The 24,555-nt window shown below is 43.6% G+C and carries 32 protein-coding genes; 3 read left to right on the plus strand and 29 right to left on the minus strand.

Annotated elements, in window-relative coordinates:
- Nucleotides 1–321: 321 nt before the first annotated feature.
- From QF041_RS17160 to QF041_RS17185, 6 genes are all read right to left on the minus strand, one after another.
- Nucleotides 322–657, minus strand: coding sequence for a YolD-like family protein (locus QF041_RS17160; RefSeq protein ID WP_307415057.1), 336 nt, complete (start codon nt 655–657; stop codon nt 322–324).
- A 13-nt stretch (nt 658–670) separates the two neighbouring features.
- The gene (locus tag QF041_RS17165; protein WP_307415058.1) at nt 671–964 is read right to left on the minus strand and encodes a hypothetical protein; all 294 of its coding nucleotides are present in this window, start codon (nt 962–964) and stop codon (nt 671–673) included.
- Nucleotide 965: 1 nt separating this feature from the next.
- Nucleotides 966–1,169, minus strand: a complete 204-nt coding sequence (locus QF041_RS17170; RefSeq protein WP_307415059.1) for a hypothetical protein — start codon at nt 1,167–1,169, stop codon at nt 966–968.
- Between the two features lie 127 nt (nt 1,170–1,296).
- Nucleotides 1,297–1,854 (minus strand): hypothetical protein, encoded by a 558-nt coding sequence (locus QF041_RS17175; RefSeq protein WP_307415060.1) that lies wholly within the window; start codon nt 1,852–1,854, stop codon nt 1,297–1,299.
- Between the two features lie 17 nt (nt 1,855–1,871).
- Nucleotides 1,872–4,514 carry a lipase/acyltransferase domain-containing protein gene (locus QF041_RS17180; protein ID WP_307415061.1) on the minus strand — a complete coding sequence of 881 codons (2,643 nt, stop codon included), beginning with the start codon at nt 4,512–4,514 and terminating at the stop codon, nt 1,872–1,874.
- Between the two features lie 239 nt (nt 4,515–4,753).
- Complete coding sequence (locus QF041_RS17185) at nt 4,754–5,251, minus strand: DUF3231 family protein (RefSeq protein WP_307415062.1); 498 nt, start codon at nt 5,249–5,251, stop codon at nt 4,754–4,756.
- A gap of 148 nt (nt 5,252–5,399) precedes the next feature.
- On the opposite strand from QF041_RS17185, the gene QF041_RS17190 reads away from it, so the two are divergent.
- From QF041_RS17190 to QF041_RS17200, 3 genes are all read left to right on the plus strand, one after another.
- Entirely contained in the window at nt 5,400–5,645 is a 246-nt protein-coding gene (locus tag QF041_RS17190; protein WP_307415063.1) for a WGxxGxxG family protein, read from the plus strand.
- A gap of 265 nt (nt 5,646–5,910) precedes the next feature.
- The gene (locus QF041_RS17195) at nt 5,911–6,579 is read left to right on the plus strand and encodes an SOS response-associated peptidase (RefSeq protein WP_307415064.1); all 669 of its coding nucleotides are present in this window, start codon (nt 5,911–5,913) and stop codon (nt 6,577–6,579) included.
- 157 nt (nt 6,580–6,736) lie between these two features.
- Nucleotides 6,737–6,940 carry a hypothetical protein gene (locus QF041_RS17200; RefSeq protein WP_145322983.1) on the plus strand — a complete coding sequence of 68 codons (204 nt, stop codon included), beginning with the start codon at nt 6,737–6,739 and terminating at the stop codon, nt 6,938–6,940.
- 192 nt (nt 6,941–7,132) lie between these two features.
- Here the strand turns inward: QF041_RS17200 and QF041_RS17205 are convergent, their stop codons facing one another.
- From QF041_RS17205 to yqbG, 23 genes are all read right to left on the minus strand, one after another.
- Entirely contained in the window at nt 7,133–7,810 is a 678-nt protein-coding gene (locus QF041_RS17205) for a hypothetical protein (RefSeq protein ID WP_307415066.1), read from the minus strand.
- A gap of 68 nt (nt 7,811–7,878) precedes the next feature.
- Complete coding sequence (locus QF041_RS17210; RefSeq protein ID WP_307415067.1) at nt 7,879–8,292, minus strand: hypothetical protein; 414 nt, start codon at nt 8,290–8,292, stop codon at nt 7,879–7,881.
- Between the two features lie 739 nt (nt 8,293–9,031).
- Nucleotides 9,032–10,384 carry a GH25 family lysozyme gene (locus QF041_RS17215; RefSeq protein WP_307415068.1) on the minus strand — a complete coding sequence of 451 codons (1,353 nt, stop codon included), beginning with the start codon at nt 10,382–10,384 and terminating at the stop codon, nt 9,032–9,034.
- 12 nt (nt 10,385–10,396) lie between these two features.
- The gene (locus QF041_RS17220; RefSeq protein WP_307415069.1) at nt 10,397–10,873 is read right to left on the minus strand and encodes a phage holin family protein; all 477 of its coding nucleotides are present in this window, start codon (nt 10,871–10,873) and stop codon (nt 10,397–10,399) included.
- A 164-nt stretch (nt 10,874–11,037) separates the two neighbouring features.
- Nucleotides 11,038–11,469: a hypothetical protein gene (locus QF041_RS17225; RefSeq protein ID WP_307415070.1), complete on the minus strand. Its 432-nt coding sequence runs from the start codon at nt 11,467–11,469 to the stop codon at nt 11,038–11,040.
- The gene (locus QF041_RS17230; RefSeq protein ID WP_307415071.1) at nt 11,469–12,071 is read right to left on the minus strand and encodes a hypothetical protein; all 603 of its coding nucleotides are present in this window, start codon (nt 12,069–12,071) and stop codon (nt 11,469–11,471) included. The genes QF041_RS17225 and QF041_RS17230 overlap by 1 nt, the downstream gene beginning before the upstream one ends.
- The gene (locus tag QF041_RS17235) at nt 12,072–12,767 is read right to left on the minus strand and encodes a pyocin knob domain-containing protein (RefSeq protein WP_307415072.1); all 696 of its coding nucleotides are present in this window, start codon (nt 12,765–12,767) and stop codon (nt 12,072–12,074) included.
- Entirely contained in the window at nt 12,767–13,051 is a 285-nt protein-coding gene (locus QF041_RS17240) for a ketopantoate hydroxymethyltransferase (RefSeq protein WP_307415073.1), read from the minus strand. The genes QF041_RS17235 and QF041_RS17240 overlap by 1 nt, the downstream gene beginning before the upstream one ends.
- Nucleotides 13,048–13,629 carry a putative phage tail protein gene (locus tag QF041_RS17245; protein ID WP_307415074.1) on the minus strand — a complete coding sequence of 194 codons (582 nt, stop codon included), beginning with the start codon at nt 13,627–13,629 and terminating at the stop codon, nt 13,048–13,050. The genes QF041_RS17240 and QF041_RS17245 overlap by 4 nt, the downstream gene beginning before the upstream one ends.
- Nucleotides 13,622–14,650 (minus strand): baseplate J/gp47 family protein, encoded by a 1,029-nt coding sequence (locus QF041_RS17250; protein WP_307415075.1) that lies wholly within the window; start codon nt 14,648–14,650, stop codon nt 13,622–13,624. Before QF041_RS17250 ends, QF041_RS17245 begins: the two co-directional genes overlap by 8 nt.
- A gap of 49 nt (nt 14,651–14,699) precedes the next feature.
- On the minus strand, nt 14,700–15,116 hold the full coding sequence (locus tag QF041_RS17255) for a DUF2634 domain-containing protein (protein ID WP_307415076.1): 417 nt from the start codon (nt 15,114–15,116) through the stop codon (nt 14,700–14,702).
- The gene (locus tag QF041_RS17260; protein WP_307415077.1) at nt 15,100–15,498 is read right to left on the minus strand and encodes a DUF2577 family protein; all 399 of its coding nucleotides are present in this window, start codon (nt 15,496–15,498) and stop codon (nt 15,100–15,102) included. The genes QF041_RS17255 and QF041_RS17260 overlap by 17 nt, the downstream gene beginning before the upstream one ends.
- A 4-nt stretch (nt 15,499–15,502) precedes the next feature.
- Entirely contained in the window at nt 15,503–16,636 is a 1,134-nt protein-coding gene (locus tag QF041_RS17265; RefSeq protein WP_307415078.1) for an XkdQ/YqbQ family protein, read from the minus strand.
- A complete protein-coding gene (locus QF041_RS17270) occupies nt 16,633–17,286 on the minus strand; it encodes a LysM peptidoglycan-binding domain-containing protein (protein ID WP_307415080.1) in 654 nt (217 codons plus the stop codon). The genes QF041_RS17265 and QF041_RS17270 overlap by 4 nt, the downstream gene beginning before the upstream one ends.
- Nucleotides 17,283–20,156 (minus strand): phage tail tape measure protein, encoded by a 2,874-nt coding sequence (locus tag QF041_RS17275; RefSeq protein ID WP_307415081.1) that lies wholly within the window; start codon nt 20,154–20,156, stop codon nt 17,283–17,285. Before QF041_RS17275 ends, QF041_RS17270 begins: the two co-directional genes overlap by 4 nt.
- A gap of 210 nt (nt 20,157–20,366) precedes the next feature.
- Nucleotides 20,367–20,795, minus strand: a complete 429-nt coding sequence (locus tag QF041_RS17280; RefSeq protein ID WP_074093024.1) for a phage tail assembly chaperone — start codon at nt 20,793–20,795, stop codon at nt 20,367–20,369.
- 32 nt (nt 20,796–20,827) lie between these two features.
- Nucleotides 20,828–21,295 carry a phage tail tube protein gene (locus QF041_RS17285; protein WP_307415082.1) on the minus strand — a complete coding sequence of 156 codons (468 nt, stop codon included), beginning with the start codon at nt 21,293–21,295 and terminating at the stop codon, nt 20,828–20,830.
- Between the two features lie 3 nt (nt 21,296–21,298).
- Nucleotides 21,299–22,624 carry a phage tail sheath family protein gene (locus tag QF041_RS17290; RefSeq protein WP_307415083.1) on the minus strand — a complete coding sequence of 442 codons (1,326 nt, stop codon included), beginning with the start codon at nt 22,622–22,624 and terminating at the stop codon, nt 21,299–21,301.
- Nucleotides 22,624–22,833, minus strand: coding sequence for a hypothetical protein (locus QF041_RS17295; protein ID WP_074093021.1), 210 nt, complete (start codon nt 22,831–22,833; stop codon nt 22,624–22,626). Before QF041_RS17295 ends, QF041_RS17290 begins: the two co-directional genes overlap by 1 nt.
- A gap of 4 nt (nt 22,834–22,837) precedes the next feature.
- Entirely contained in the window at nt 22,838–23,281 is a 444-nt protein-coding gene (locus tag QF041_RS17300) for a phage tail terminator family protein (protein ID WP_307415084.1), read from the minus strand.
- On the minus strand, nt 23,278–23,826 hold the full coding sequence (locus QF041_RS17305) for an HK97 gp10 family phage protein (protein WP_307415085.1): 549 nt from the start codon (nt 23,824–23,826) through the stop codon (nt 23,278–23,280). The genes QF041_RS17300 and QF041_RS17305 overlap by 4 nt, the downstream gene beginning before the upstream one ends.
- The gene (locus tag QF041_RS17310) at nt 23,823–24,167 is read right to left on the minus strand and encodes a DUF3599 family protein (protein WP_307415086.1); all 345 of its coding nucleotides are present in this window, start codon (nt 24,165–24,167) and stop codon (nt 23,823–23,825) included. The genes QF041_RS17305 and QF041_RS17310 overlap by 4 nt, the downstream gene beginning before the upstream one ends.
- Nucleotides 24,164–24,550, minus strand: a complete 387-nt coding sequence (yqbG, locus tag QF041_RS17315) for a protein YqbG (protein WP_307415087.1) — start codon at nt 24,548–24,550, stop codon at nt 24,164–24,166. Before yqbG ends, QF041_RS17310 begins: the two co-directional genes overlap by 4 nt.
- Nucleotides 24,551–24,555: the final 5 nt, after the last annotated feature.

Below are 24,555 nucleotides of genomic sequence, written 5' to 3' on the forward strand. Positions count from 1 at the left end.
CTACGTTCGTTTGCCTATACTCATAGCCATTTTCGGAATAGGTTTTAACATTTTCATCCGCCCACGTTCGCACACGTTCGCAGAGATTGTGATTTTCTTGTGATTTTTGGTGATGTTTTGTTTCCTGTAAAGCAGCCATAACTTCGCCTGGTCTAGTATGAATTATATCAAATAGCTTCGCAACCTTCTAGGGCGCTATTTTTGGGAGGAGTACTAAATAATGAGTATGAACATTTTCGCGTTCATATATCTATACTTATTCACATTCAGTAGAAGAGTCATAAGAAAAGAGACCGGTCAATAGATCCGGGCTCTTCCTATTTATATGCTTGCGTTGATGATCTCTTCTATTTTAATGAAGCTGTAATCTTCTTCCCCTCGGACAAGTTTGATCTGCCTATTCGGCTTATCAATTGATGTGACAACACCCCGCAGCACCTCGTCATCAAACGGGTTGAACACTGTGAGGGTAATTGACTTGCATTCCTGGTACGATTCAAAAATCGCATCCTCAATGAGCTGCATTTCTTGTTCATCAAGGGTCGGTTTCCCCCGGCGCCTTTGTAGTGCTTCTTGAACCAAGTATGCCTCCCTGTGTTCTGGAAGGATAATTCTTGATCCTTCGTAAACGCCATTGGCGGTCAATTTGCTTGCCACGTTGCATTCCTCCTTAATATAGGGTCCAGTAACTTAAATCGTTTGACTGCGCTGGTGGCGGTGCCTTGGGAAGCTTAGGCTTTTCCGATTCTCGTTCCCAGCCTTCCAGGATAACAAGATTGCTGGTGTCTGATTTATCATCCCAATTTATGTACTCTGCTTTGATTAGACCTTCCAGAGCAACCATAACATCCTGCTTACCCTTCCCCGTCTTAACCGTAAGTTCATGGATCGTTGGTAAGCGTCTGCGGCCGCTACTGTAATTAAACAAGATCCTCAATATTTTACGTTCGTAATCAGATAACATATTAAGCCCCCTGTTCTGTCGTCCTGATCGGATAGCATGCTAGTAAACCGGATTCGCGAAATGTCCGCGGCTGCCCCGACAATAGATCATCAGCTTTGATCATTCCAGAACGGATGCTTTTGACCTGGATACGTCGTTTCGTGATCTTTCCGCTTTGATCCTCATAGATAATTTCAACCAACCACCCTAAATATTTCACCGGCATGTTTATCCCTCCAATACGAACGTTTGTTTGTATTATATGCGAACAAACGTTCTTTATACAACAAGAAAAAAAGCCCAGTATGTACTGGGCTCAAGGCATAAGTTTGAAAGGGTTTTTGAATCTATAACTAATGTACAATCCCGTCACAAGAGATCACTTCTAAATAAATTCCTTTAGGCAATGAATCCATGTATCTGTTTTTTATCAATTCACTTTGCTCCTCAGTTACATTTGTAACGATAATCCTACCTGTCGCTTTGTCATTGCTTAGAAAGAGTTTTAAAGTCACATCTTGAGAATTAATAAAGGAGATGGAACGTATCCATTTCTCACATTCATCTTTTTTCGATTCCATCTTTTTTTCGTTTTCCTGTTGTTCTCTCTTTAACTTACTGTTTTCGTAAGCTAATGAACAAATTATTATAAAAAGCGAAACAACAGGTAAAGCTATAGTCATAAAAAAAGAGAGTTTTGTGAATTGATAATTCTTAACTACGAAATATAACCCAATCATTAAAGAAGAAGTGAGCCACGCTAAAGGTATAAATTTAAGCATTAAAAACTGCAAAATTTTCCTCCGACCAACAGGTCCAGATGCAGTCCACAACCCTCCGTAATAGGAAAACGATGCAATAATTAACCAAACCAGCAACAGTGCAAATTGAAGCCACAACCAATTTGGCATAATTATCACCTTTCCTTTCATTCTTCTTTAGTGATTAATGTGCTTTCGCGTAAAGGTGGATGAGTATTTTTGACGTCAGTAATAACCAGTTTGTTCTTAAATTGAACAAACGATTCATCCACATGAAAAGAACTGTAAAATCTACCATCTATAAGTTTAATCTCAAGATGTTTGTCGGGAATTTTACTTGCTTTAGGTGATTTTATTCTAGCCTGAGGATTAGTGTTTAAAATTGGATCATCACCACGATCAGGTAGAAGTTCAAAAGAAAAAGTATATGAATTTCCAACTTTGAGTTTCTCTGTAGGAAAATCGATGAAATATAATCCATATTTCTCTAAAAACATCACTTCAAAGCTTACCAAATCAGAGATAAATCGAACACTCTTAACATTGTCTTTAATACCTTCATTCAGGGTTAATCTTGGATTGTTTTTATTTAATTTAATATTGTCTGTATTTTTTATGTTAGCGTAAATTTCAAATGAATTGAAATCAATTGAAGTATATTTTAATAAGTTATTCAAAACAATCTCAGGAGTTACATACCCAGTATTCTCATCCCACATTAATTGCGGAATATTTCCTAAAGCTATCTCTAAAGATTTTAAATCTTCAACTACATTAAACTCAGAAATTGAATTATATTCAATTGTTATTTTAGCATTCGAATCAATATTAAGAATTCCCCAAGGAAGTGATAAAGGCTCTTCATCCCAAACTCCTTCAGCAATTAATTCACTCCCGACAGTAATTTTGTAGAAAGTGTCTTTCACCTTTGAACCTACTGTATGAGGTTCAAAATCAATGATCATCCCGTCAGGGGTCGATATCATACTAAGTTCTGTGACAGGTTGAGCATTGTCGATCGTGAATTTAAAGGTTTTAGTTTTAATTGGTCTATCAAATGTGTCTTTGCCGAATGCTTGTAATTCAAAGATACCTGAAGGAAGATTCAAGATAGTTGGAGCAGTATACTCTTGTGGTGTAGCATTGTTTATGGAGAAAAATAATCTATCAAGTATTTCGTCGTTGGTAGAATCTATAGTCAATAAAACTTGGCCATTGAAAACATCACGACGATATGCTTTTTTTGAATCCTCAGTTGTTGCAACGCTAACCTTCAAATTCGCTCTATCTGGGAGCTTCTTCTCTACAGTTTCTACGCGAGCAATAGTTTTAATACGCTTATTTGAAACTATGCTCCCTCTTCGCTGAATATTTGCAGACTCTATTCTTTCTTTAACAGGAATTGTAACTAAAGCCGTAAGCCCTCTGTCGACTGGTAATGGGTCAAACTCCAGTTCTATTATTTTGTCGTCCTCATCCATGTATTCTGCTGAAATATCGGCTACACCAGTCTCATAGGAATTTATCTGTATTGTCAGATCTTCATTAAATTTTTCAAAGAAAATGTATTGCGAATCGCCCACACTTACATACTTAACTTCAGTCTCATCCAGCATTGGACTTTGTTCAACTATATCAGTGTCGTAGGCACCAGCAACATATCTACCTTCTGAGTCCATAATAGTTGTTTCAATAGGACACAATAATCTTGTCTTCAGTTCCCACTTAAGTTTCATGTTGCATTCCTTTGAAACGCCTTTAGGTAGTGCATCTAATTGCTCATTTAATAACGACTTTAGGAGTTTGATTACAACTTCATCAGAGCAGAGCTTACCGTGTTCTCCTTTTACATAGTATAGATCCGCTTCATGTTGTGGTATCCCACTCAGTAAAGGAACCACAGCGTCTCCATTCGTAAAATCAGATTTGAATTTGAATTTGTTATATTTTTCGCTTGTGCCATCAGGAAGACTGCATAAAGTTGGAAACTTATGACCAACAATGCAATGGTGCTTTAACCCCAAAGGCATCGGCTTTAACATAGCTTCTTGGACTGGTTTCATATATGCATGCCAAACATCGGGTACTACAGAAAATTCCGGATTATTTTCTTGGTACTCTTCATTAAAGAACGTTTGAACTTTTTGGATTACATCCATATATTGTGAATCTTCTTTTGTTTCTCTATATTTGATGAATTTACCTGTTTCATCTTTATAATAACTTTCTGATGGCAGTAACTGATAAACTGACGGACATTGTCTGGCCAGCTTTCTGGTATCACCATATGAGTATAATAAACCAAAAATAGGTTTAAACTCTGCATAGAAACCGGGTTCCCCATATGCTAGAGCTTTAAAAGCATCAGGTGAGCCTCCCCAAGGTGTCCCAATTGTAATTAAATTTTCTATACAATCCATTAAACCAAGTTCATCCATTTTAAGAATAGCTATTTTTGCGAGCATTCCCCCCATGCTATGTGCAACCACAGTGACTTTTCCTTTTTTTGATAGATCTCTAATTCTATCCACTAGAGCTGGTACATGGGTCTGAATATCTTTGCGCCAATCATAACCAAAAAAATCAATTTCGCCATCCTCAACCGAAAAATTATCATAAATACCCTTGTATATATTTACAGTAAATGTAGTAAAGGCTGTTACAGAATTTATCGGGTTACCTACAACGAGATTATCGTTCTCTATATGTAAGTCTTTCAGGTCATCCAAATTCTTTGGAAACCACTTTTTGTTTGTATCTAAAAAAAGCTCAGTACCCTTAATCCCGGGAATAAAAATTATATTTGACACTTGATAGTCCCCCTCAACATTACTTTAGTCTCACAACTCCCGAGCCCATTATAGTATATGTCGTCAAATAATTCCATTTTTTTCACTTTTATAACAAGGACTTCCCAAGCACAATTTGTGAATTGAAAAAATATATATCTAAGTTTCGGTAGTACTTCACAAATGAATAAATTTATAGAAAAGTACCCCACCAACGTTATGCCAGCGGGGTACTATTTACGATCAATATGCATTTATAGTCACTTTACTTGAAGAGGTGGAGGGATAAGCCAGCCTTTTTCTTTACTCATCTCTAGAATCCGTAAGCCTAAAGCAGTTTTAGTAATGTGATACTTCGCAAATAATGCTCCAATATCTTCTCTAATCGATTGTCCCATAACTTGACTACAAGCAACTAGTCCCATTGAAGTGTCAGAAGCAATTTTTGCTGCTATTTCAGGATCTGTAAACCTTGCACCAACAGGAATGTCTTCAAGGTTTACCCGAGGTCTTTGTGGTAAGGCAGGTGTTGAAGCGATTCCGTTATCCGTGAGGAGGGTATCGCACTCTTTGATTTCTAATTTAGCTTGATCAATTAATGCATCCAGTATTTTTTTCAAATCCTTATCTCCTGCGTGATTCAGAAAGGCTTCGTAGAAGGAAACAGCTCCTTTTGCAACCGTTGAACATTGCCACACACTGAAGATTTCACCATAATGCATAGGTTCATTTTTGGGATTGCCACTTAATATTCCCATTCTAACAGCTCCTTCATATTTTTATTTCCCATCAGATGTATAGTTCCATGTTCATTAACAACATATTCAAAAGTAATAAAATACCGATGGAATATTGAATTAATTTTTGGAGAAATTAAATTCATCACGATTTTGGAGGGAGGTTATTATGATGAAGAAACGAATAATAACTGCTATTGCTTCAGTTTTTTTGTTGGCAACACTAGCTGTACCCGCATCGGCACAAGAAGCTTCTGTTAATCAGCAATCCAGCAACAATTATCAAAACAACAGCGTACAAGCAAACTCTACAAATAACGACAACGATATGGATTGGGGATGGCTTGGTTTGCTTGGATTGCTAGGCCTAGCTGGAATGCGCAAAAGAGTATCTGACCATTCAAATCGTAATTAAAACTAAGTATATTGAGCAACATTTCAATATTTAGTCCACCCTCTCATATTCAGAAAAGCTCTGCAGTATTAACACTGCCAGGGCTTTTTGATTTTTACAAGCTAACCTGAATATGACGCTAGTGATCTTATCTAATTGAGACTGACAAGTGTTATACCTAAACTAACCATGTTATTGAATATTACACCCCACAAATTCCCCGTTTCTATTCTCAAAGATTTGAGTAAAATTACATAGTATAGCTTCTAAGAAGGAGGCATCTCTTATGTGTGGTAGATTTACGATTACTGATCCAATCGAGCAAATAATGGACCGATATATGGCTTCGATTGCTGATGGATTTGAGTACAAGCCTAATTACAATGCAGCGCCTATGCAACACATTCCAACGATTATCGGTAGTAAAGATGGTAATCGATTGGGTTCGCTCCGCTGGGGCCTGGTACCCGTTTGGGCCAAGGATGATAAGATAGGAAACAAGATGATTAATGCCCGGGCCGAGACTCTGGCAGAGAAACCAGCCTTTAAACGCCTGATCAGTTCCAAACGTTGCATTATCCCGACAAACGGATTCTATGAGTGGCGTAAGGAAGGTTCAGCAAAGCAACCTATGCGTATCCTTATGAAGGATGACCGTTTATTCTCGCTTGCTGGCCTGTACGATACCTGGACAGATCCGGACGGAAACAAACTAAGCACATGCACCATCATCACTACTGAACCGAATAGTCTGATGGAAGACATCCACAACCGCATGCCGGTCATCCTAAGACCTGAGGATGAAGCGGAATGGCTTGGAAGAGATAATGATATTCAGTCGCTACTTGGCTTGCTTAAGCCATATCAAGCTTCTGAGATGAGAGCATATGAGGTGCCGAAGGAAGTCGGCAATGTGAGAAACAACAATGAAGATTTAATTAAAGAAGTGGGTTAAAAAGCAAGGAGCAGCGAGGTCATGCCTCCTGCTCTTTCTTCATATCAAGTGTTTGAGGGGCTGCTGATATCATTCTGTATCTTATTTAATCTCTACTCCTGACCTATATATAACCAAATGCTAAACTGTAAATAAATAATTGAAATGGAGGGAAAGTATGATTAAGGATTTGCTTTTAGCTGAGGCCAAGCAGTATGAAGTTTGTTTAGTTTTTGAGGATAATTCGAAGTACATAGGAATGATTGAAATGTCATCAGATAAAAAAAGAGTGAAAGTCAAACACCAGGATGGTGTTGAATGGGTACCTTTAGATGAAATAAAACATTGCTCTTTGTCCGTGCCAATTAAAAATAGAGAATAATAATAACTATAAAGTTCAATCTTATAAATACTATCAAGCGGTCCGGATCGTCAAACGTTTACTAGGCCGCAAGGCTACCGCTGAGCTGCAGACAAACATGAGCCGGACACGCTGCTTGATAAAACTCTATAATTAAAAATAGAGCCCCACTAACTTTTAGTAGTGGGGCTCGTTCATAATTTATAAGTCCAATTATTTAGTTAATGCATAGAATAAGAATAAATTGTAGCCCGAGCCCATACCTGTAGCAGTTACAGTTGCTTCAGAGTTACCTCTAGGACCTGAAACGGTTGAGTCAGGATACCAATTCACATAACCCCAGCCTGTATTATAACTAAAGGTATTAGAAGTTGGATTATTACTGAGAACCTTTCCAACTCCTACACCTACTCCATCAGTTACTGAAGCCGATCTATTACTAACGAGCATAAATGAATTTTTTGGTTCCCAATAACCACTAAATTTTGTAATTTGAATTTCTTGCTTGTTATTACGATGGTTATAAGTAATAGCAATATACGCTTTCACATTATTCTCTGTTTTACCAGCCTCGCCTTCATCAAAAGTGCTTATAGCATCATTATCAGTAGGGAGAGAAACAGTAACCTCGTAACTTTCAGTAACAGTTGTTTCACTGTCTGCGTTTTGAGTTCTCAATAATCCATTAGAATTAGTTTGAGTTGACACTTGTTTCACATCTTTAAGTTCGACATCAAGTTTGTTTCCATTTTCATCAGTTACTAAAGCATTGAATTCAAATTGAGGCGGAGATGGAGTACCACCTGGTGATGCAGTCGTGGCTGTTGGTTGGGCAGTAACCCCAAAAATTAATCCTAAAGACAGAGCAAGCAATCCTAATTTCTTCTTCACTTATTGTTCTTCCTTTTTTATATTCTTATAAAATATACCATAATAATCAATTAAATTCCAATATCACCCTAAATTTTCTTTGGTAAAGCTGACATTATAGAGAATCCTAAGATTACACTAGCCACAATCACTAAATAGTCATTAACAACAATATATTGATATATAGAATCATTTAACCATCCAAATGAGGCCCATACATAACTTAAAGAAACAATAAGAGCCGGTAAAGTTATCAGTAGGAAACCCGATGTATCCTGTTGTTTTGTTGATCTCAATTGTCCTCTAATCATTAATCCAAGAACCACACCAATACCTCCGAAGAAAACAATTGGTATAATTGTTATCAAAAAAGGACTAACATCAAATCTCGTTCTGGCTTGCGTAAGTTGGTTATTGAGTAACATAGATCCAACTGCGAATAACACAATAATTAAAACAAGGTAAATCAAATTTTTGAGAATTCCATTTGCTTTAGTTTCCATTTAAGTATTCCCCTCTCTTCTATCGGATATCCTAACTTTAACAATTGTGGGATTTGAAATCCATAATTATAAAAAAAGGCACTGCCAGCTTTATGCTAGTAGTGCCTTTAAGTAAAGGATCGGGAGTCGATACTGGAGCTACGAATAGCTCCGTGTTGTGTGTTATAGCTGACCATCTATTTAATGGATCAAATTTAAGTCTATCCATTACATCCACTAGTTATTCTTGAAGTACTACCAGAAATTATTAAATATAATGAGAACCGCCCGCTGTTGTTCAAACCAGCGGGCATATTCAAAGGTTACTTGTGTGCATGGACATCTTGCCACTAAACAAAATAAAGGCACTGCTAGCATAACGCTGGCAGGGCATTTACCGATGCTTTCGGATTTGCAAATATATCACCCTAACTATCCATTTCTATTCTGTATCAATCTCTTTCTGAATTTAAAACACATGACTCCCTTTTTTTAAGTAATTGCGCTCAAAATGATTTGAAATAAATGTTTTTACTTATATTAATTCGTGCATACTATTATCTATATTGAGAGGTGCATGTATGGGCTTGGTAACATATTCAATGATAATTGTGGGTGTTAGCGGATTAAGTATTGGTATTGTAACCATAATTAAAGAGCGAAAGAAAAAGATTAAATAAGCAATAAAAAGCACTGCTGGCGTTATGCCAGCAGTGCTTTTTTACCGATGCTTTCGTATTTCGTTTTTTTATTAATACAATTATCCTTCTGCTTCAATCTTCTTCAGTCGCTCATCCATGTCAGCCACGTTTCCGTTAATCCCTGCGATTAGCTTCAGGATATTTTTCCTTAGCCTGTTCGTCACAATTCCAGATTCTTCTCGTGTAATCATTGCTCCAGGACGCGTACCATCGTAATAACCATTGGCAGTAACTTCTGCCCATGTCTCTGCTGCCCATGGGCTCACAACGTTAATGTCACGTTCTTGTGTCACTGGCTTGTCCTCCTTTACGGGCGTCTGCCCATAGTAGTTGATTAAGTATTGTGTCGGCTCCACAACTCCCGCTTCTGTGACTGTATAACCATATTGCGGACTGAAGGCTTTGCGAACTTCGTAATGCAAATGAGCTCCGCTGCTGATGCCTGTGCTGCCTTGCTTACCGATCAGTTGACCACGTTTTACTTGTTGGCCAACTTTTACGCCTGCAGCTGATAAATGGGCGTAAACGTGCAGACAACCTTTGTCGTCCTTAATGGCCACAACTATTCCATAATTACCGAAGCCGGATCCGGACACGCCCATTTTAGCGTGAATAACCTCTCCAGCCACAAAAGCATAGATTGGCCCGTCTGCAGGAGATACAACCAGGTCAACACCACGATGAAACTTATTAACGCCGCTTACTGGATGCTTACGCATTCCGAACGGACTTGTGAGCCGGTACCCTTCAAATGGATTACTCATGTCTTGCTCCCTTCCGTATCGTTTCTTCAAATCCGATAGGCTGCCGTTGAATTCATTCAGATCCACGTTGCCGGCAATGCCCGGTACCTTACCTGAGTCGCTATATTGCCATATGGTCCAGCTCTTCCATGCGGGCTGATCATCCGGAACACGAGTGTTACTATAACGTGCAATCCAAAGATCATAACCGGAAAGACCAGTATCAAAATTGCTTGCGAATGAGTTGCCCGTATAGATGATCGGTTTGATCCCTGTCAGCCGCTCCAGCTCAGTCAAAAAAGCTTTGGCCACAATGTTAATCTGTGCCTTGCTGATCCCTTCAGGATTGTTCTCGTAGTCCATCACAGGCGGTAACTGTAACGCTTTTGCCCCGCCGATCTCCTCGAGGGATTTTACGTAATGGACTGCTTCGGCCTTGGCTGCAGCTGCTGTTGTTGCCTTCAGGAAGTGATACGTACCAACCAACAAACCCGCCGACAAGGCACCCTTAACGTTGGTCACAAAATTCGGATCAGTGTATGTTTGGCCTTCCGTGGCCTTGATGAACACAAATTCTCGCTTGTCCGCTTTCACCTGAAGCCAATCAATCTTGCCTTGGTAACGGGAGACATCGATCCCTTGAACATTACTTTCTTTTCTTTGTTGCATCGTAATCCCTCCTTAAACTGCAGGCTTTTGAGTTGTTACATCTGGGTCTTCTTTCGGTGGATCTGGCAGATTTGGATTCTCCGGTACCGAACTCTTAGACTCAAAAATCTTGACGGCATTACGCAGGACATCAGGCATAGGTACACCCATGCGTCCCAAGTTCTCAGTGATAGACAGGAGTTCATTAGCTAGATAGAAAAAGACAACAGCATCTTGGATGATTCCGGTTCCTCCAGTCACGATGATATCCACAAAATGCGAAATGGTCACCACTAAAAAAATGGCCGCTTTCCGGGCAATCCCTTCAAAACCTACACGGCTGCGTAGCTCATGTTTGATCCAGGCTGCAGCCCATCCAGTTACCCAATCTACAACAACAAAAATCAGTAGTATATTAATCAAAATTCCCCAACCTCCATAGAGGTACCCCGCGCCAGCCCCCACAACTGCGGATACCATTTTAATGACACCAGACATCCCCTCGTTCATGTCGTTTCCTCATCTCTTTGTAATGTGCAATCCACTGGCCACTCCAGACACAACAAAAAACACGCTCCGGATCCGGACGTGCTGTGTTTTCTATATTCACCTGACTTATATCACCCCTCTCACAACGTCACACCCTTTCCCCCTGCTATCTCTCTATATTGCGACTAACCTTCTCTTTCTATTGTCAAAAAATCTGATAGCATAGACACTTGGGTTATATAGACGCTACCCGCGCCGTTAGTGCTCCAGATATATATAGACACCTTATCTCCCACTCTAAAAGATACAGTTTCTTCAAAAGTTATGCCTGGTTGAGTATCAGTAGAGGTTCTCACGGTGCCATAAGCTATATCATTTACATAAACTCGTGCATTTGAAATATTCCCACTACCTGGATATCGCCATAAATTAAATCTGACTTTAATTGTCCCTCCTGATTTATTGAACCTTACACCTAGAACCTCTGTTGGAGTGGTGTTTGAAGTTTGTAACATATCCGCTCTTCTAAAAATTGCGCCGTTGCCCAATTCTTGATTTCCTGAAATGGGACCACCCAACCCGTAATTGCTCAATTCAAAATTATCAAGTGTCGGCATTATGTCACCACCTGTGCATTGATATGAACGAAAACAGCCGTATTAGTATTGGATACCTTCGAAGCAATACCTTCTCCGCTTTCTATTATTTGATCTAAAGTAGGTATTAACATCGTGTCTAGTGGTTTCAAAGGATGATTGCAAATAATGTAATTAGACCCAAACTTCATATCAAACGTAATTGGATCATTAGCGGCAGTACATATAGCAATTGATTTTACTAAAAACTTACCACTCGATACGGTTATATCCGATGTTGTCGCCCTAAATCTGAACGTAATTAAATCCGTTCTATCCGTGTCGTACCCACTCAACCTAACATGGATTGTATTGGCTGTTTGCGCCCATACAGTTATAGTTTGTCCCGAGAACAACACTTGGTCAAATACGGGGATCACTAAAGTTTCATAAGGTTTTATAGAGCGACTCCACACAAAATCAATACCGTTTAACCGAATGAAAAAATTTTGCGCTGTTGGACTTGAATTGCAAACTGTCATCGATTTTAGAACGGTCCTTTTCCCGGTAGGAGGCGTATAAATTGACGTATCTGCTACCGTTGACATGTAACCTCCATACAGCTTTTTAATGATGTCAGCCATCTAAAACGCCCCCCATACTTTTGGTTGTGGTGTTTGCAATATCCACGGGAACCAATCACCGTTATCGCGATTTCTCACATACACTTTCGAGAATCCTGTAGCTCGTTGCATTAAAAAGCTCTCGGAATAAGATATAACTTCTACGTACCAGGTTCCCATTTCCGGCGCATTAGTTGAAAAAAATGGTGCGTAATAAAAGCCAGGCGCTAGCACGTTATTCAAGTTAGAATTAGAGGGAAGGATTTTAACGTCCCCGCTATCCTCTGTAAGCTTGAATTTTTGCCACGGTCGTTCATTTACATAAGTCTGAGCGTTCGCGTTGGCCAGGGGCAGTATCTCTTCAAGTTCGTCTCTTGTAGGTACTTTATTCCACGGACCCCATCCGAAATAGTAGTTTCTTTGGTACACTTCCAGATTCCCAGGCTGAAAAGTGGTTAGGGTTTGCAACACTCCCGCATGTGGCTCAACCGTTAAATGGAAGGCCTCTTCTGTTGGAGAATTAAGCAAGGTTTCTACAGTAGCATTAGCCGGGCAATAATAGTTGCCTTCTTCCATATAGGTATTAAGGTCTTCTCCCGCAGGAATGACAATCGATTTTTTAATAAACCCATCATGCAGCCCGTTAATTTCCTCTCCGATCGCATTCATATCATCAGGCTTAACTTTGTCACTTATCTTCCAATCTGTTTTTGCCATCAGTCTGTAGCCTCCTCTATTTCAAACGTCTCCAGCATCAGCGTGTCCGATATAACGGGCAAATTGACTGGCTTCGAGCTCACTCGGATATTCGGACCTTTAACCTCAATCAAAGTGACCATGGACACGTCCGCAGCAGGAATCAAAAAGTTAACCGCAACTGTTGATTCCGTGACCGCTTTTTCTGAAAAGTTGGTTATCTCATATACCCCATTGATGACTACCTTAGTGATACGGGAGTTCAAATGTGCGGCCAATTCGTTCAATATTTCTTGATCGATCATAAGACCACCTCCGGACCTAAATCAGCGAATGACTTTTCACCGAGTTCCCAACCACCGTCCAATCCATAATTCCAAGACACATCTCGTTTGACGGTCGTATGTTTAACACTGATCCTGTGCCGTAAGGAAGTGTTTTGCTGGTACACCATATTGGCTGGTTTCACTATTTGGACAGTGTGTTGCACTTCCCGAAACAGGTTGGCGTTCTCAATATTTGTCGTGACCAATAGCAAGAACTCTGTTGGCTTTACCGTCACGACGGCCATACCCGGACCGATCAACCGATCGAGCTGAGCCTGAAGCCAACGCTGAGTGAACGGCGGTTTGGTCGATTGACGGTTAATGATGCGCCGGCGGCGGAAGTCTAAAGATTCCTTTGAAGGATCAGCCTGAATACGCAACATCTTTTCTCTACGCCGTACTGCCGTCGAGCTGGCTGTCATGATGAACATGTCGTTACGTTGACGCAATATCCCGGTAGCAATGTTATCTAACTCTATCTCCTGTGCCATCAGTAATGAAGTCATCTGCTTGCTGTCCACATAATACGGCGGCAGATACTCCACGAGTCTACTCATTAAGTGTCACCGTCCCTCGTTGCGGCACCTGATCAACCGTCAGAGTGATGTTGGCAGTAGACCCATTTAATTGTGTACCAATCACATCTACAACGCCGGAAACGGTCAGTATGCGCGATTCGAGTGGCGCAACTCGTATAATCAATGGTGCCTCAGTTTCCCATGATTGACGTAAAGCAAGGAGGTAAGCATTGATCACTTCTTCAACGTCTTGCTGTACTTGTCCGATTGTTGTATCGCCATCTAGTGTCAATGTGGTTGTAATGTTGATCGTGAACCAGGTAACCCCATCTATCGTTACGGTATGGCCGATTGGAGCTAATCCGAGCCCTTGTCCTGCCAAAGCCACCGGATCAACGAGTTCTTGCAACTGATTGATCAAAGCCGTTGAAGGTGGAACATTCCCGGTTGCCATTATCGTTGCTTTGACGGAGCCGCCCCCTTGCCAAACTGGAGTGATTCGCACTGCCCCAACCCCGTCCAACGCTCTAATCATCTGGCGGTAATCAGCAACATTACCGCCAAAAGGTTGTTCATTAATTTCAACAAAAAATCGTTCACGCAGCTGGTCGTCCGTTTCCTCGTCTTCCCCAGGTACCAGGATGTCGTTCAAGGTTGCCGACGCTAAATCGTTAATGTACTCCATTGGTAGCAACGAACCGAATGGGGCATTTCCCAAGACTCCTGCAGTTTCAGAAGTCACTTTGTAAACGCCTTGTGAAACTCTTTCGGTGACTGAGTAATTCAAATCCTCAATAAAAAAGCGGCTACCGATGGTTACATCAATACCCGCTCCATTCGAATCCAAAAATGTGCCTTTTCGAACTGCAAACGTTGCTTGCTTCCGATTAACCCCCCATTCAGCTGCTCCTTCAGTAAGGTATTCTCCCGTTGCTGTATCGACGTTGTATAAGTCGTCACCGGCAGATAAATCGATGTACATCTGAGCGAATTCAGCTGCTGCAGGTGCTAATGAATCATAAATAATACTTCCAGGGCGCTTGTCCAAATCATCAGGCACCCTATCAAGCATCCTTTGCAAGATGGCTTCATATTCGTATTCTTCTGTATCAAACACTACCGACCACCTCCGTTAGCCGCAGATCCCCTTCGTTTGTGACAACGGTGAATGTGACCGTTGCACTGTCGCCCTGCTGCTCGATATCAAAATCCTTTACCTCGCTGATTCGCTCATCGTAAATCAATGCCTCAGTGATAACCCTTGGCAGTTCCGATGCTACAAAACCCGCACTTGACGCTAGGCCCACAACAGTATCAGATTCGGCACCGTAGGAGTCGGGATATATGACATGCTCAAATCGGATCGTCCGGATGGCTTTGATGATAAATTGCTTCATCGCATCCAGCCCATCTATAGCTCGTCCAATTTCGCCAGTTGCTGGATCAAATGAATATGTCCGAGTCGGCTGTACCTCAGAACTGAAGAGATCCGGCACTTGAATATTCAAATCAGGAGTCAGCGCCATATTTCACCAACCTTTCTGCGATATAAAACGACTGGCCACCTTGAAAACTCATAATCAATACTTTATCTCCAGCCTTCAACTCATTGATAAATTTGATCTTACCCGAGAAAGTGCCCCCACCCGATATTTTCGCGTTGCCTGAGTAATCTGCTGTTTGAAGGGTTCCATCTATCTCAAATTCACCTTCCAATTCCGCTTCCCTTTCGTAGGATGTTAAACGTTCTGAGAAGGATAACATTGCTGCAGGAATGGGATTTTTAGAATCCAAACCTATTTGTATACTTATGGCTGGTGGCGGTGTTAATACTGTAGCTTCAAGCAATTGAACAGGACCGGCTGCTTCCATTGCGGCTACTGCAGCTTTCTTGATAATGTCCAACATGTCATCACCCCAAAATTTCCTTGCGAAGTTGTTCCGCAAACTCTTTGTCCTCATCTTCCTTGCTCTTTTTCTTGCCGTCTTTCTTCTTGGACTTGTCTTTGTCCTTATCTTTGTCAGAATCGCTTTCTTCCGGTTCAACAGTCACATCAATATCTGGCAGATCATCGGTCTTAGTCAAAGTAAGAGACATCATATGTTCATTGCCACTAAAGGAATGGTTATCCTCATCAACATAAAAAGCCCGGCTAACGCCGAGCTCCTTGGCTATTACATATACTGCAGATCCAGAGATCATAGGTGCGATACCGAGCGCATCGATGGAAAACGTCTCGCCTATCTTTCCTTTTTCCATCATTATGGACGTCGCGCGTTGCATCAGCTGCGCCTTGTTCAGCTCGTCGGACACTTCCTCGTAATATTGCAATGTTCCGAATCGCTTCTTGGTTGTAGGATTATCGACCTTGGCAATGTGTGTAGACTTTGTTCCCTTGCCGTCTTTGCCCTTGGTAGTTGTGGTAGACGTCAATTTAACTTGGGTATAAGTGTCCTCGATCGACTGCGCAAATGAATAATCCACAAGGTTAGCCCCGTCTTCGATCACCCATTTATGTGCGAGATCCACGCGCTTGGTTAGGTGAAGCTTGCCCTTCTCGGAATACAAGTAGTATTTAACACGGTTATGCTTATATGTCAGGCTTATTGCTGTCAAGATCATATCGAACAACGTCCCCTGAAGAATGCGGGTAAGCTTATGCGGCGTGTCTGCAATCTTGCCGATCGGGATGCCGAAGTCACCACAAATACGCCGGACTATCTCACCCAGCGTTTTCCCGGTAAATACGTATTTGTCCTCAGATTTGGTAAGGTACACTAGATCGTCATAGGCTGTTAAAGCCAGGCTGCCACTCTTGGTGCGATCCTTGGTAAAAACAGTTCCTCGGAAAAGTTCCTCACCTTTCCACTTGAATAACAACTGATCCCCCACATCCACTGGCTGTTTTCGATGCATCCCCCGCGTCGTGGATAGGATAGTCGCCGAAAGGGTTCGAGGGGCTTTCAACTTTTGGCCAGACCATTCCACATCTTGCACAGGCAACTCATATGTCCCATCGCTTCGAACAACAAACAGATCCATCATTTCAGCTTCAGCCCCTGCCCTGGCTTGATCGTGTAAGGTGCTTTGATTTTGTTCAGTTCAGCAAGCTTCTGCCACGTTGTTCCGTTTGCTTGTGCGATCTTCCATAAGCTGTCGCCAGACTTCACCGTGTAACTGGCTGGTGTCGTCTTTGTACTTGGTCGTGCCGCCGTGCTGCTCGTGGTCACCTTCGTGCTTCCATTACTGGCCTTTTTGGATGTATCAAGCTTACGAATCGTCACGAATTTGTATTCTCTAAGAGATAAGTCATAATAGATCGTTTCGACGTCTCCGCCTTCTTCCCGGTGCACAAAGTCTTCAACCGTTGCCGCGAAATTCCAAGCGGTACCAGAAACAAGGAAACGGATCGGTTTGCTTGATGCCTTCCACTTTTCAATCATGGCTACAGCCTGTTTAGGATTCGGAATGTCCTCATACTCGCAATATGGCCCCCAAGTTGCGGGGAAGAAGCTGTTGAACTCGAACGTCTTGAGAACCGGATCATTGATTATGGCCACTTCACCGATCCCAGCCACGTCCACTGTTGTAGTTTGGCTGGCGTTACCGATTGTGATATCTGGAGGATTGACCGGAAGGCGCAACCGCTCAGCGTTGTTGTTAAATGATAGCCAAACTTCACGACTCCGACTCATACGAATTGCACCCCCTGTGGTCCAAGATTATGTTCGTCTTCCAATTCCTTTTTAATGATTTTAACAACTTGTCTTGCATCCATCTCATTGTGATAGTGGTTGTCACCTGTGATATTAATACTGATTGGAGCTGCTGCAGGTGTGGAAGACTGACTTCCACCCGACGCTGCCATTCCGCGGATCAGATCGGCTTCTTCACGTGGAAGGACAGTTTCACCTTTATGAAGGTTGGCCTTGTAGTCGTCATAAGGTATTCCTGAAATCCCGTTCGAATGATTTTTGAAATAGTTTTCTGCAACATTGGGGAAACCTGCGTCACGAGCAACTTGCGAAACCGTCTTGTTGGTGTCCCGCATAGCTTGTGTTTCCAACAATGGAATCTCAGAAATATTGAAACCTATGGGACCCCCTAGATTCTCAGGTAAAGGAATACTTAAGCCGTTGAGTTTCTGAATCAACCAATTGATTTTTCTTAGTATCCAGTTGACCCCTTCAGAAACAGCGTCTTTGGCACCTTGAAATGCGTTTGCAACTATACCTTTAATCGTATCCCAGTTCTTCCAGGCTGCCCAGAGCAAACCAAGTGCAGTTATAACCCATCCGATGACAGGTATAAACCGCACCAACCCACCAGCTACACGACCGATCCAAGGCAAAAATGGTTTTGCCCATTTGAGCACTTTAACAAAACCTTTGCCCAACCAAAGCAAGGCACTTCCTACCCATTTCAATACACTCCACAAGCCCTTAAGAATTTTCCATCCTACTAATAGGGCACCCCACAAACCTTTGAATACCTGATATCCTTTCGCAGCACCATAGACACCTAAAAACGCAACACCGACCACTTTCAGGATGGGCAACAATGTATCCCAGTTTTCAATCACCCATTGGATGCCTTTGGACAACCCATTGGCAAGCTCGCCCGACAGTTCAGCTACACTTTCTGTAAACTTGGCTATCGATTTTTGTCCTTCTGGTGAAGATGCCCATTTGTTGAGCTCAATGAACGCTGGAGTAACTGCGGTTATCACTGATTGCCCTATAGTCTTGAGTGTCTTGCCGAGAGCACGACTTGCATCGTTGGTCGGTGTCATGGGATTGTTTTCCCGCATCGATGTGAATTGTTTCTCCAGTTCTTTGCTGGCTTCGATTGGCTCATTGATAGCACGAGCTGCGGCCAATACCGGTTCCTTGATGTCTTCATATTTGGTACCTAGTAGTTCCGTTGCATACAAGGCACGTTGGGCTTCGCTCGGAATTTTGGACAAGGCTGTAGCAAATTCAAACATTACTTTTTCACCGGATAACGTTCCCGCATCCATAGATTTGTAAAGTTCCTTAGTACGGGCCTTACCGAGCACTTTAGCCATAGCTGTGATCTGATTGTCCGTCAATTCATTCCTACGAATGTTGAATTCGCGGAACATATCTGCAGGTTCATCGAAATTCCGGCCACCAGCTTGAATGGCCGCGACAAATGCCGAACCTACCTGACCCATGTTGAGCTGCAGGTCCTTAAACGTAGAACTGTATTCATTGATCGTATCCAGGTAATCATCGTACTGATCTCCCGCGTTTTTAAGCACGTACGCAGACACATCCCCGATCTCGCCCATGCTTCCCAGTTGATTTTTATATGCCGATGCAAAAGCACGGTCAACCTCAGGTATGTCTTTACCGTACAACTGCGCAAACATGGCTGATGTTCTGGCGGCTTCTTGAAGCGCCTTGCCCTGCAGATTAGTCTGCTGAGCGAAATCAACGAGAGACTGAGCAACCCCAGAACGTTCGGTGCCGATGTTTTCGCCATAATAAATTTGATCCGTCATAGATGTAACCTGAGGTTGGCTGATACCGCTGATTGCTGATGCCCTTGCGTCGGTCTCAAATGCGTTTGCACCTTGTGCAAGGATGGCCGTACCACCGACAGCTGCCCCCAGGCTAAACATACGGTTTTGGATTCCCGCTGCTGCACTCTCAATACGAGCGATAGCACGAGTTGCAAGGTCCTTGACCCTGACAACCACAGTCGCTGTTACTGCGCCCACCCGACGAGCCAAGTCACGCACCCTGTTCAATCCACGGGTAGCCAAGTCTCGTGCCCGCGTTTGTATCGTAACTCTCATACTGTTAAGGTTACGGGCCAATGAACGCAACCGTGTCAATCCCCGGGTTGCAGCATCACGTAAACGAGTGCGCAGAGTTGCTGTATACGATCCGAGTGCCGTTGCAAGTGAACGGATACGGGTTAACCCTCGTGTTGCGAGATCCCTCAGTTTGGTCCCAATTACTACAGCTCCACGATGTAACGCATCCCCCAAACGACGTATGCGCACAAGTCCCCTGGTCGCCATATCTCTCAAATGTGTCCTTAATACAGCTCTGCGCCACCTGAGATAAGCCATGGTCGCCCTGATCCGAACCAATCCGGCTGATGCATCGTCACGCAATCGTGTACTGATTACAGCGACCAGGCGACTTATACGCGGTACTTGTGCGGCTAAATCATTAAGTGCTCTAGTAGCCCAGTCTCTGACACGAGCTGCAATCGTTACTGGTCTGCGACGAATATCTTCAGCCAAACTTCTGAGCCGTGCTAAACCTCGACTGGCCCGATCTCGGATAGCTGTCCGAATAACCGTGGCACGCCGATTCAAGTAGTTTTGCAGATCCCTGATCCGATTTAGCCCCCGCGTTGCATTATCGCGTAGCCGAGTCTGAATAATCGCCCTGGTACGCGATAACGATTCAACCCGCCGTTGCACCTGGTTTATAGTATCCCTCAGTCGCTGAAAATTTCCGCCCATTTGCCTAACGCGATTACTTATACGGTCTCGGATATCAAACAACGCCGTTAACGTTGCCATTCACATCTTCCTTCCTACGCAAAAAAGGGGGCCCATCGGCCCCTTACTTACGTTTCTTATTTTCTCGTTCTTGATCAGTAAGATACTGATCGATTGAGCCGTAAATAAAAGCCCGATGGTACGGGTCCATCCCCCATAGATCCTGCGGCAAGATATGCAGCTTATGCAGGGCATAATGGGCGTATACGGCATCCCGATCATCGGACTTGATTAGTTTTTTACGTCATCGATCAGTTCATCTTCGGATTCGTCAAAACCGTTGATCCGATTGGATTCCTGCATCCATTCCATATATTCTCCACCTACAGAAAGGACGGCCTTAGCCAAATCAACAGGATCGGTCAGGCCGTATGACTTGAGCAATTCAGCATCTCTAAAGTCAGGGTACAACGTTGACTCAATGGCAATCCGGAGGGACAACCGTTTGCCGTCAAGCTTTTCGCCAACTTTCTTACCCTTCTTAATTTCCGGCTTGGTGCATTCCGTTTCCAACTCGTCAATCCGGGTTGTCCCCAAGGCCTTCATGATAAACGGGATAACCTTTCCCTTTTCATCTTTATAACGCTGAGTGATAATGACTTCCTCTTCTTTAACCTCAGCTGCCTGCCCTTTCATGAAAAACGCCATATTCTTACTCATTGTTCAATCTCTCCACTTCAATTTAAATTTTGTTAGCCCAATGTCGGTGCAGTAAATGTATTCGGCATATCAACATCGTCAAACGTGAAACTAACCTCTTCATCCAACGCATCTGCTTCAGTGTCCAACTTGGCAATAACCACGCTGTCTAAGTTAACGCCTTTTAGCACCACCGTTTGCTCACCAATGCTGGAAGTGGGGTCGTCATTAGTAATCTGAACATCAAAATACGTATCCTTACCATTTTTCATATATTCCAGCATCAGCTGACGATAACGGGATGTGGTGTAGTAAATAGTCATCGACCCCGAACCAGACCAGCCCGTTGCTTTGTGTTGTACACCACGACGACCCAGTGTCTTAATCTCAGCCTTCTGCTTCTCAACTGTAGCTTCAAGCGTCTTCACATAGAACATTTCTTCTGCAATGCCGTTAATTGTAGCGAAAGCTCGGCCTTCCTGCCCTGAGATGGCATCCTGCGCCTTCAAATATCCTGGCATAGATTACTTCACCCGCACTCTCATATAAATTTTCTCGATACTATCCACTGGTTGGATGTCCAGTTCGACGAATATAGCATCCTTGGCTTCTCCAGGCAGAACAGACACATCCGTTTGACTATTAAAATTCTGGATAGCGCCGAATCCCTGATAGCTGTTTACAATGTTGGTCAAGGCAGAACGGAACAAATTGCGACCATCTGCGGAATTGTCCGTTTTGCCAATGTAGTATAGTTCGAATGTGTCCTTGAAATCGTTAGCTAAGCCATCCAACACCCGGATAACCCGGTTCTTGGAACGCTCTGCCCCCTTGGTCAGGGTATACGTCCGGAAGGTGTTAATGTCTTGTTCCACAATGGCACGACCCCGGCTTGCCGTGAACAGGAATTCCCCACCCAACAGTGCCTCTTCGATCTGGGTGTTGGTATACTTCACATCAACATCCACTGCATCGTCATAAGCGGCATAAGTCAAAGACTGACTAACCGCAGCTCCGGCCGTTGCGCCGGCAACCCAAGCAACAGCTTTCACCCGGTCAATCACAGTCTGGTCGGACAATACAACGCCGTTTTTGACACTGATCACGCCATCATAGTCGGCTGTAGGGTAGTTCGGTACCACCAGTTGAATCTTCTTACCTTCATTCTCTCGCTGCCGCTTAACAAAAGCGGTGTAGATAGCCTTAAGTGTCATATCATCCGACATCAGTCCCACCGTGTTGAAGTCAGTCACTTCAAGTAGTTCCAGGTATCCGGTGTGATCAGCATTGGTTACTGCGCCATCGGTACCTCCTGTGAGCGGAACACCTGCGGAAGCAGTGAGATCCTTGTCTGCTCCGGATGCTGCGAATGTTACCCAAGCGTTTTTGATGAGTCCATCGATGTCGGAAACAGTCTGCTTGTCCTGTTCTGCGCCAGCGACCAACGTGGAAACGTCAAATTTAGTCGTATCATCAATATTGGATTGAATGACAATGGTGATGTCGTTACCCCTTACACCGCCATGAATACCCGTCACTCTCAAGTTACCGCTTGTAGCCGTTGCCTTAATTCCTTCGTTCAGGCGATAGAGCAATAACTTCTGCGCACGTTTCAACGTCTCGCGAACGGGCAACATTTCGGCCGCTGTGATGTCATATCCAAGCGCATCAAAAGGATCTGCTCCAGCTTCCACGATTACCATTTGTTTGGATGGCCCCCAACTCAGCGGTACCGCCATGGTCACCGTACCACGCTCTCCGAGGGCTGTTGTTGCAGTGCCCACAGATTCAAAATTCATATATACGCCTGGGCGTACTTTGTTTTGTCTTGTCCAAATTCCTCCAGCCATTAGCGCACCTCCCTCGATTTAAATGCATTCATCTGTCGTAGGACTTCTTCATGCGTGTACGTCTGGCCATCTTGCAACAAAGCCACGAGTACGTCCTTTTGCGCATTGCTATAACGGCTCGACTGCAAGAACTGTTCCTTGCTGAAGCGAGGTTCTGCAGGTGCAGCCTTGGCCGCCTTCGTAGTACGTTCTTCTTTCACATCACTCATGATTTCACCGCCTAATTCCTTGATTTATAAACAAAGAGCCCATCTTCTCGTATTCCACCCGGTTGTACTGATACCGGGAAGTCCACGTAAAAGTGAGCTGTGCAACGCCTTCGTCTATGATGCGAGAATCCATTTTGCGGAGTCGCATGTATTTCCCCGTGTTATGGCCATCCTCATCGATGATGGGAATGACCATACGAGATTGTCTGATTGTCTGAGCGATTTGTTCAGCCGCGTCAGCTGCTTGCTCGTCCGTTTTGGCGAATACCTTAACTGCCAATGAACAATCCAACCTGTAGGAACTGATGGAGTTGGGCGCGTCCACGGTAATCGGCTGTGGGAAATAAAGAGACGGTACAACAAAGTCCTGCGGCATGCGATCGGTGTAAACTTGAACGGGGTGTACCCGAAAGCAAGCCGCCATGATCGATCCCACGTCACTATTCACCGTCTACGTCCCCCTCGTCTATTAGCACGTCGCCCTCTTGGCAAAGCATCCAGCCATTCTTGCAGGCGACGTTCAAGAGAACGTTCAAATAGGCGTTCAAAGATCATTAATGCCGTGTCCCAATAATGGGTACCCTCAATCCACTGGCGTCTGAGCATCATGCCCGTGCTTGCTCCAGCATCATAATCAAATCGATCACCGTGCCAACGTCCAGGTACCCACCGTTGTTCTACACCTTCCTTAGTTGTCCAATGACCGTCATTAACGAATTGGGCATACTCCAGATTGGTACCAACCTCAAGCCGTAACCCACCGGAAGATATTGACCAAACGTTATCACCATCGCCCCTGTCAAAACTGTTAAGCAGCCGCCGAGTGTCTACCGTCTTCGTCCGGATGATCTCGTCTTGTATTAACTCAAGAAACTCGAACCCCATTGCATCAAGCCACAGAGCATATTCTTGTCGTAACCCACCATTGGCTGCCTGATCCAAACCACTGATCAATTCATTAAGCCCGCGGATCTCCGCACGGTTCCTGCTCATAGGTTAGCCCTCCTTGTTGCTGTGACTTCCCAATGATGCCCCCTGAGATCCCGGGGCACCTGCAGCGTCAGCTCCACCCCATTCCAGACCACCTTGTCATTCACCCGAACATCAGTGTCTGGGAGAAAATGAACAAGGAAGGAATGTAGGATCTCGTTGTTTGGCTCAGCTTGATTGATTGACTGGCCTTTCTCCACGAACCAACACGGCACATCTGTTGCGTCCGGTACCGATCCATATTTGAGATCAGGCGCACCAGGCACACCAAACCTCGGGGGAGCTGAAGCAGATTGCATATGGTAGATGTCGCACCGATCCGTAAGCATGTCCGAATAACTCATAACAATCGCATCCTCATATTGACGTTACCCTGCACCGGCTGCACTTTGAATTTACGCAACATGGCCAAGATAGACGCCTTACTGATAATCTGGCCGTTGTCCAAGGTGTATGAATAACCGCCAATGCTTTCCGACTTGATCCCCTTGGCAATCGACTCATCACCGTTAACCAGGGCATAGTATTGTCCCAACTGTATGAGGGCCAGCCGAGCTTCAGGTGGCAGAACGGGATAAAGGGTCGAATCACTGAAATCGTGACCGACCTCTTCAAACACTTCTGTTTCCGCCTGCAGGATATCCATCTGAAGCAACTGCGGGGCTCTCGCCTTGACCTTCTTGAACACCGTGTAATCAATAATTTCTTGCGGTGTGATTAGAGCCATATCGT

Origin of the sequence: Paenibacillus sp. W2I17 (assembly GCF_030815985.1) — a bacterium.
Taxonomy (GTDB): domain Bacteria; phylum Bacillota; class Bacilli; order Paenibacillales; family Paenibacillaceae; genus Paenibacillus.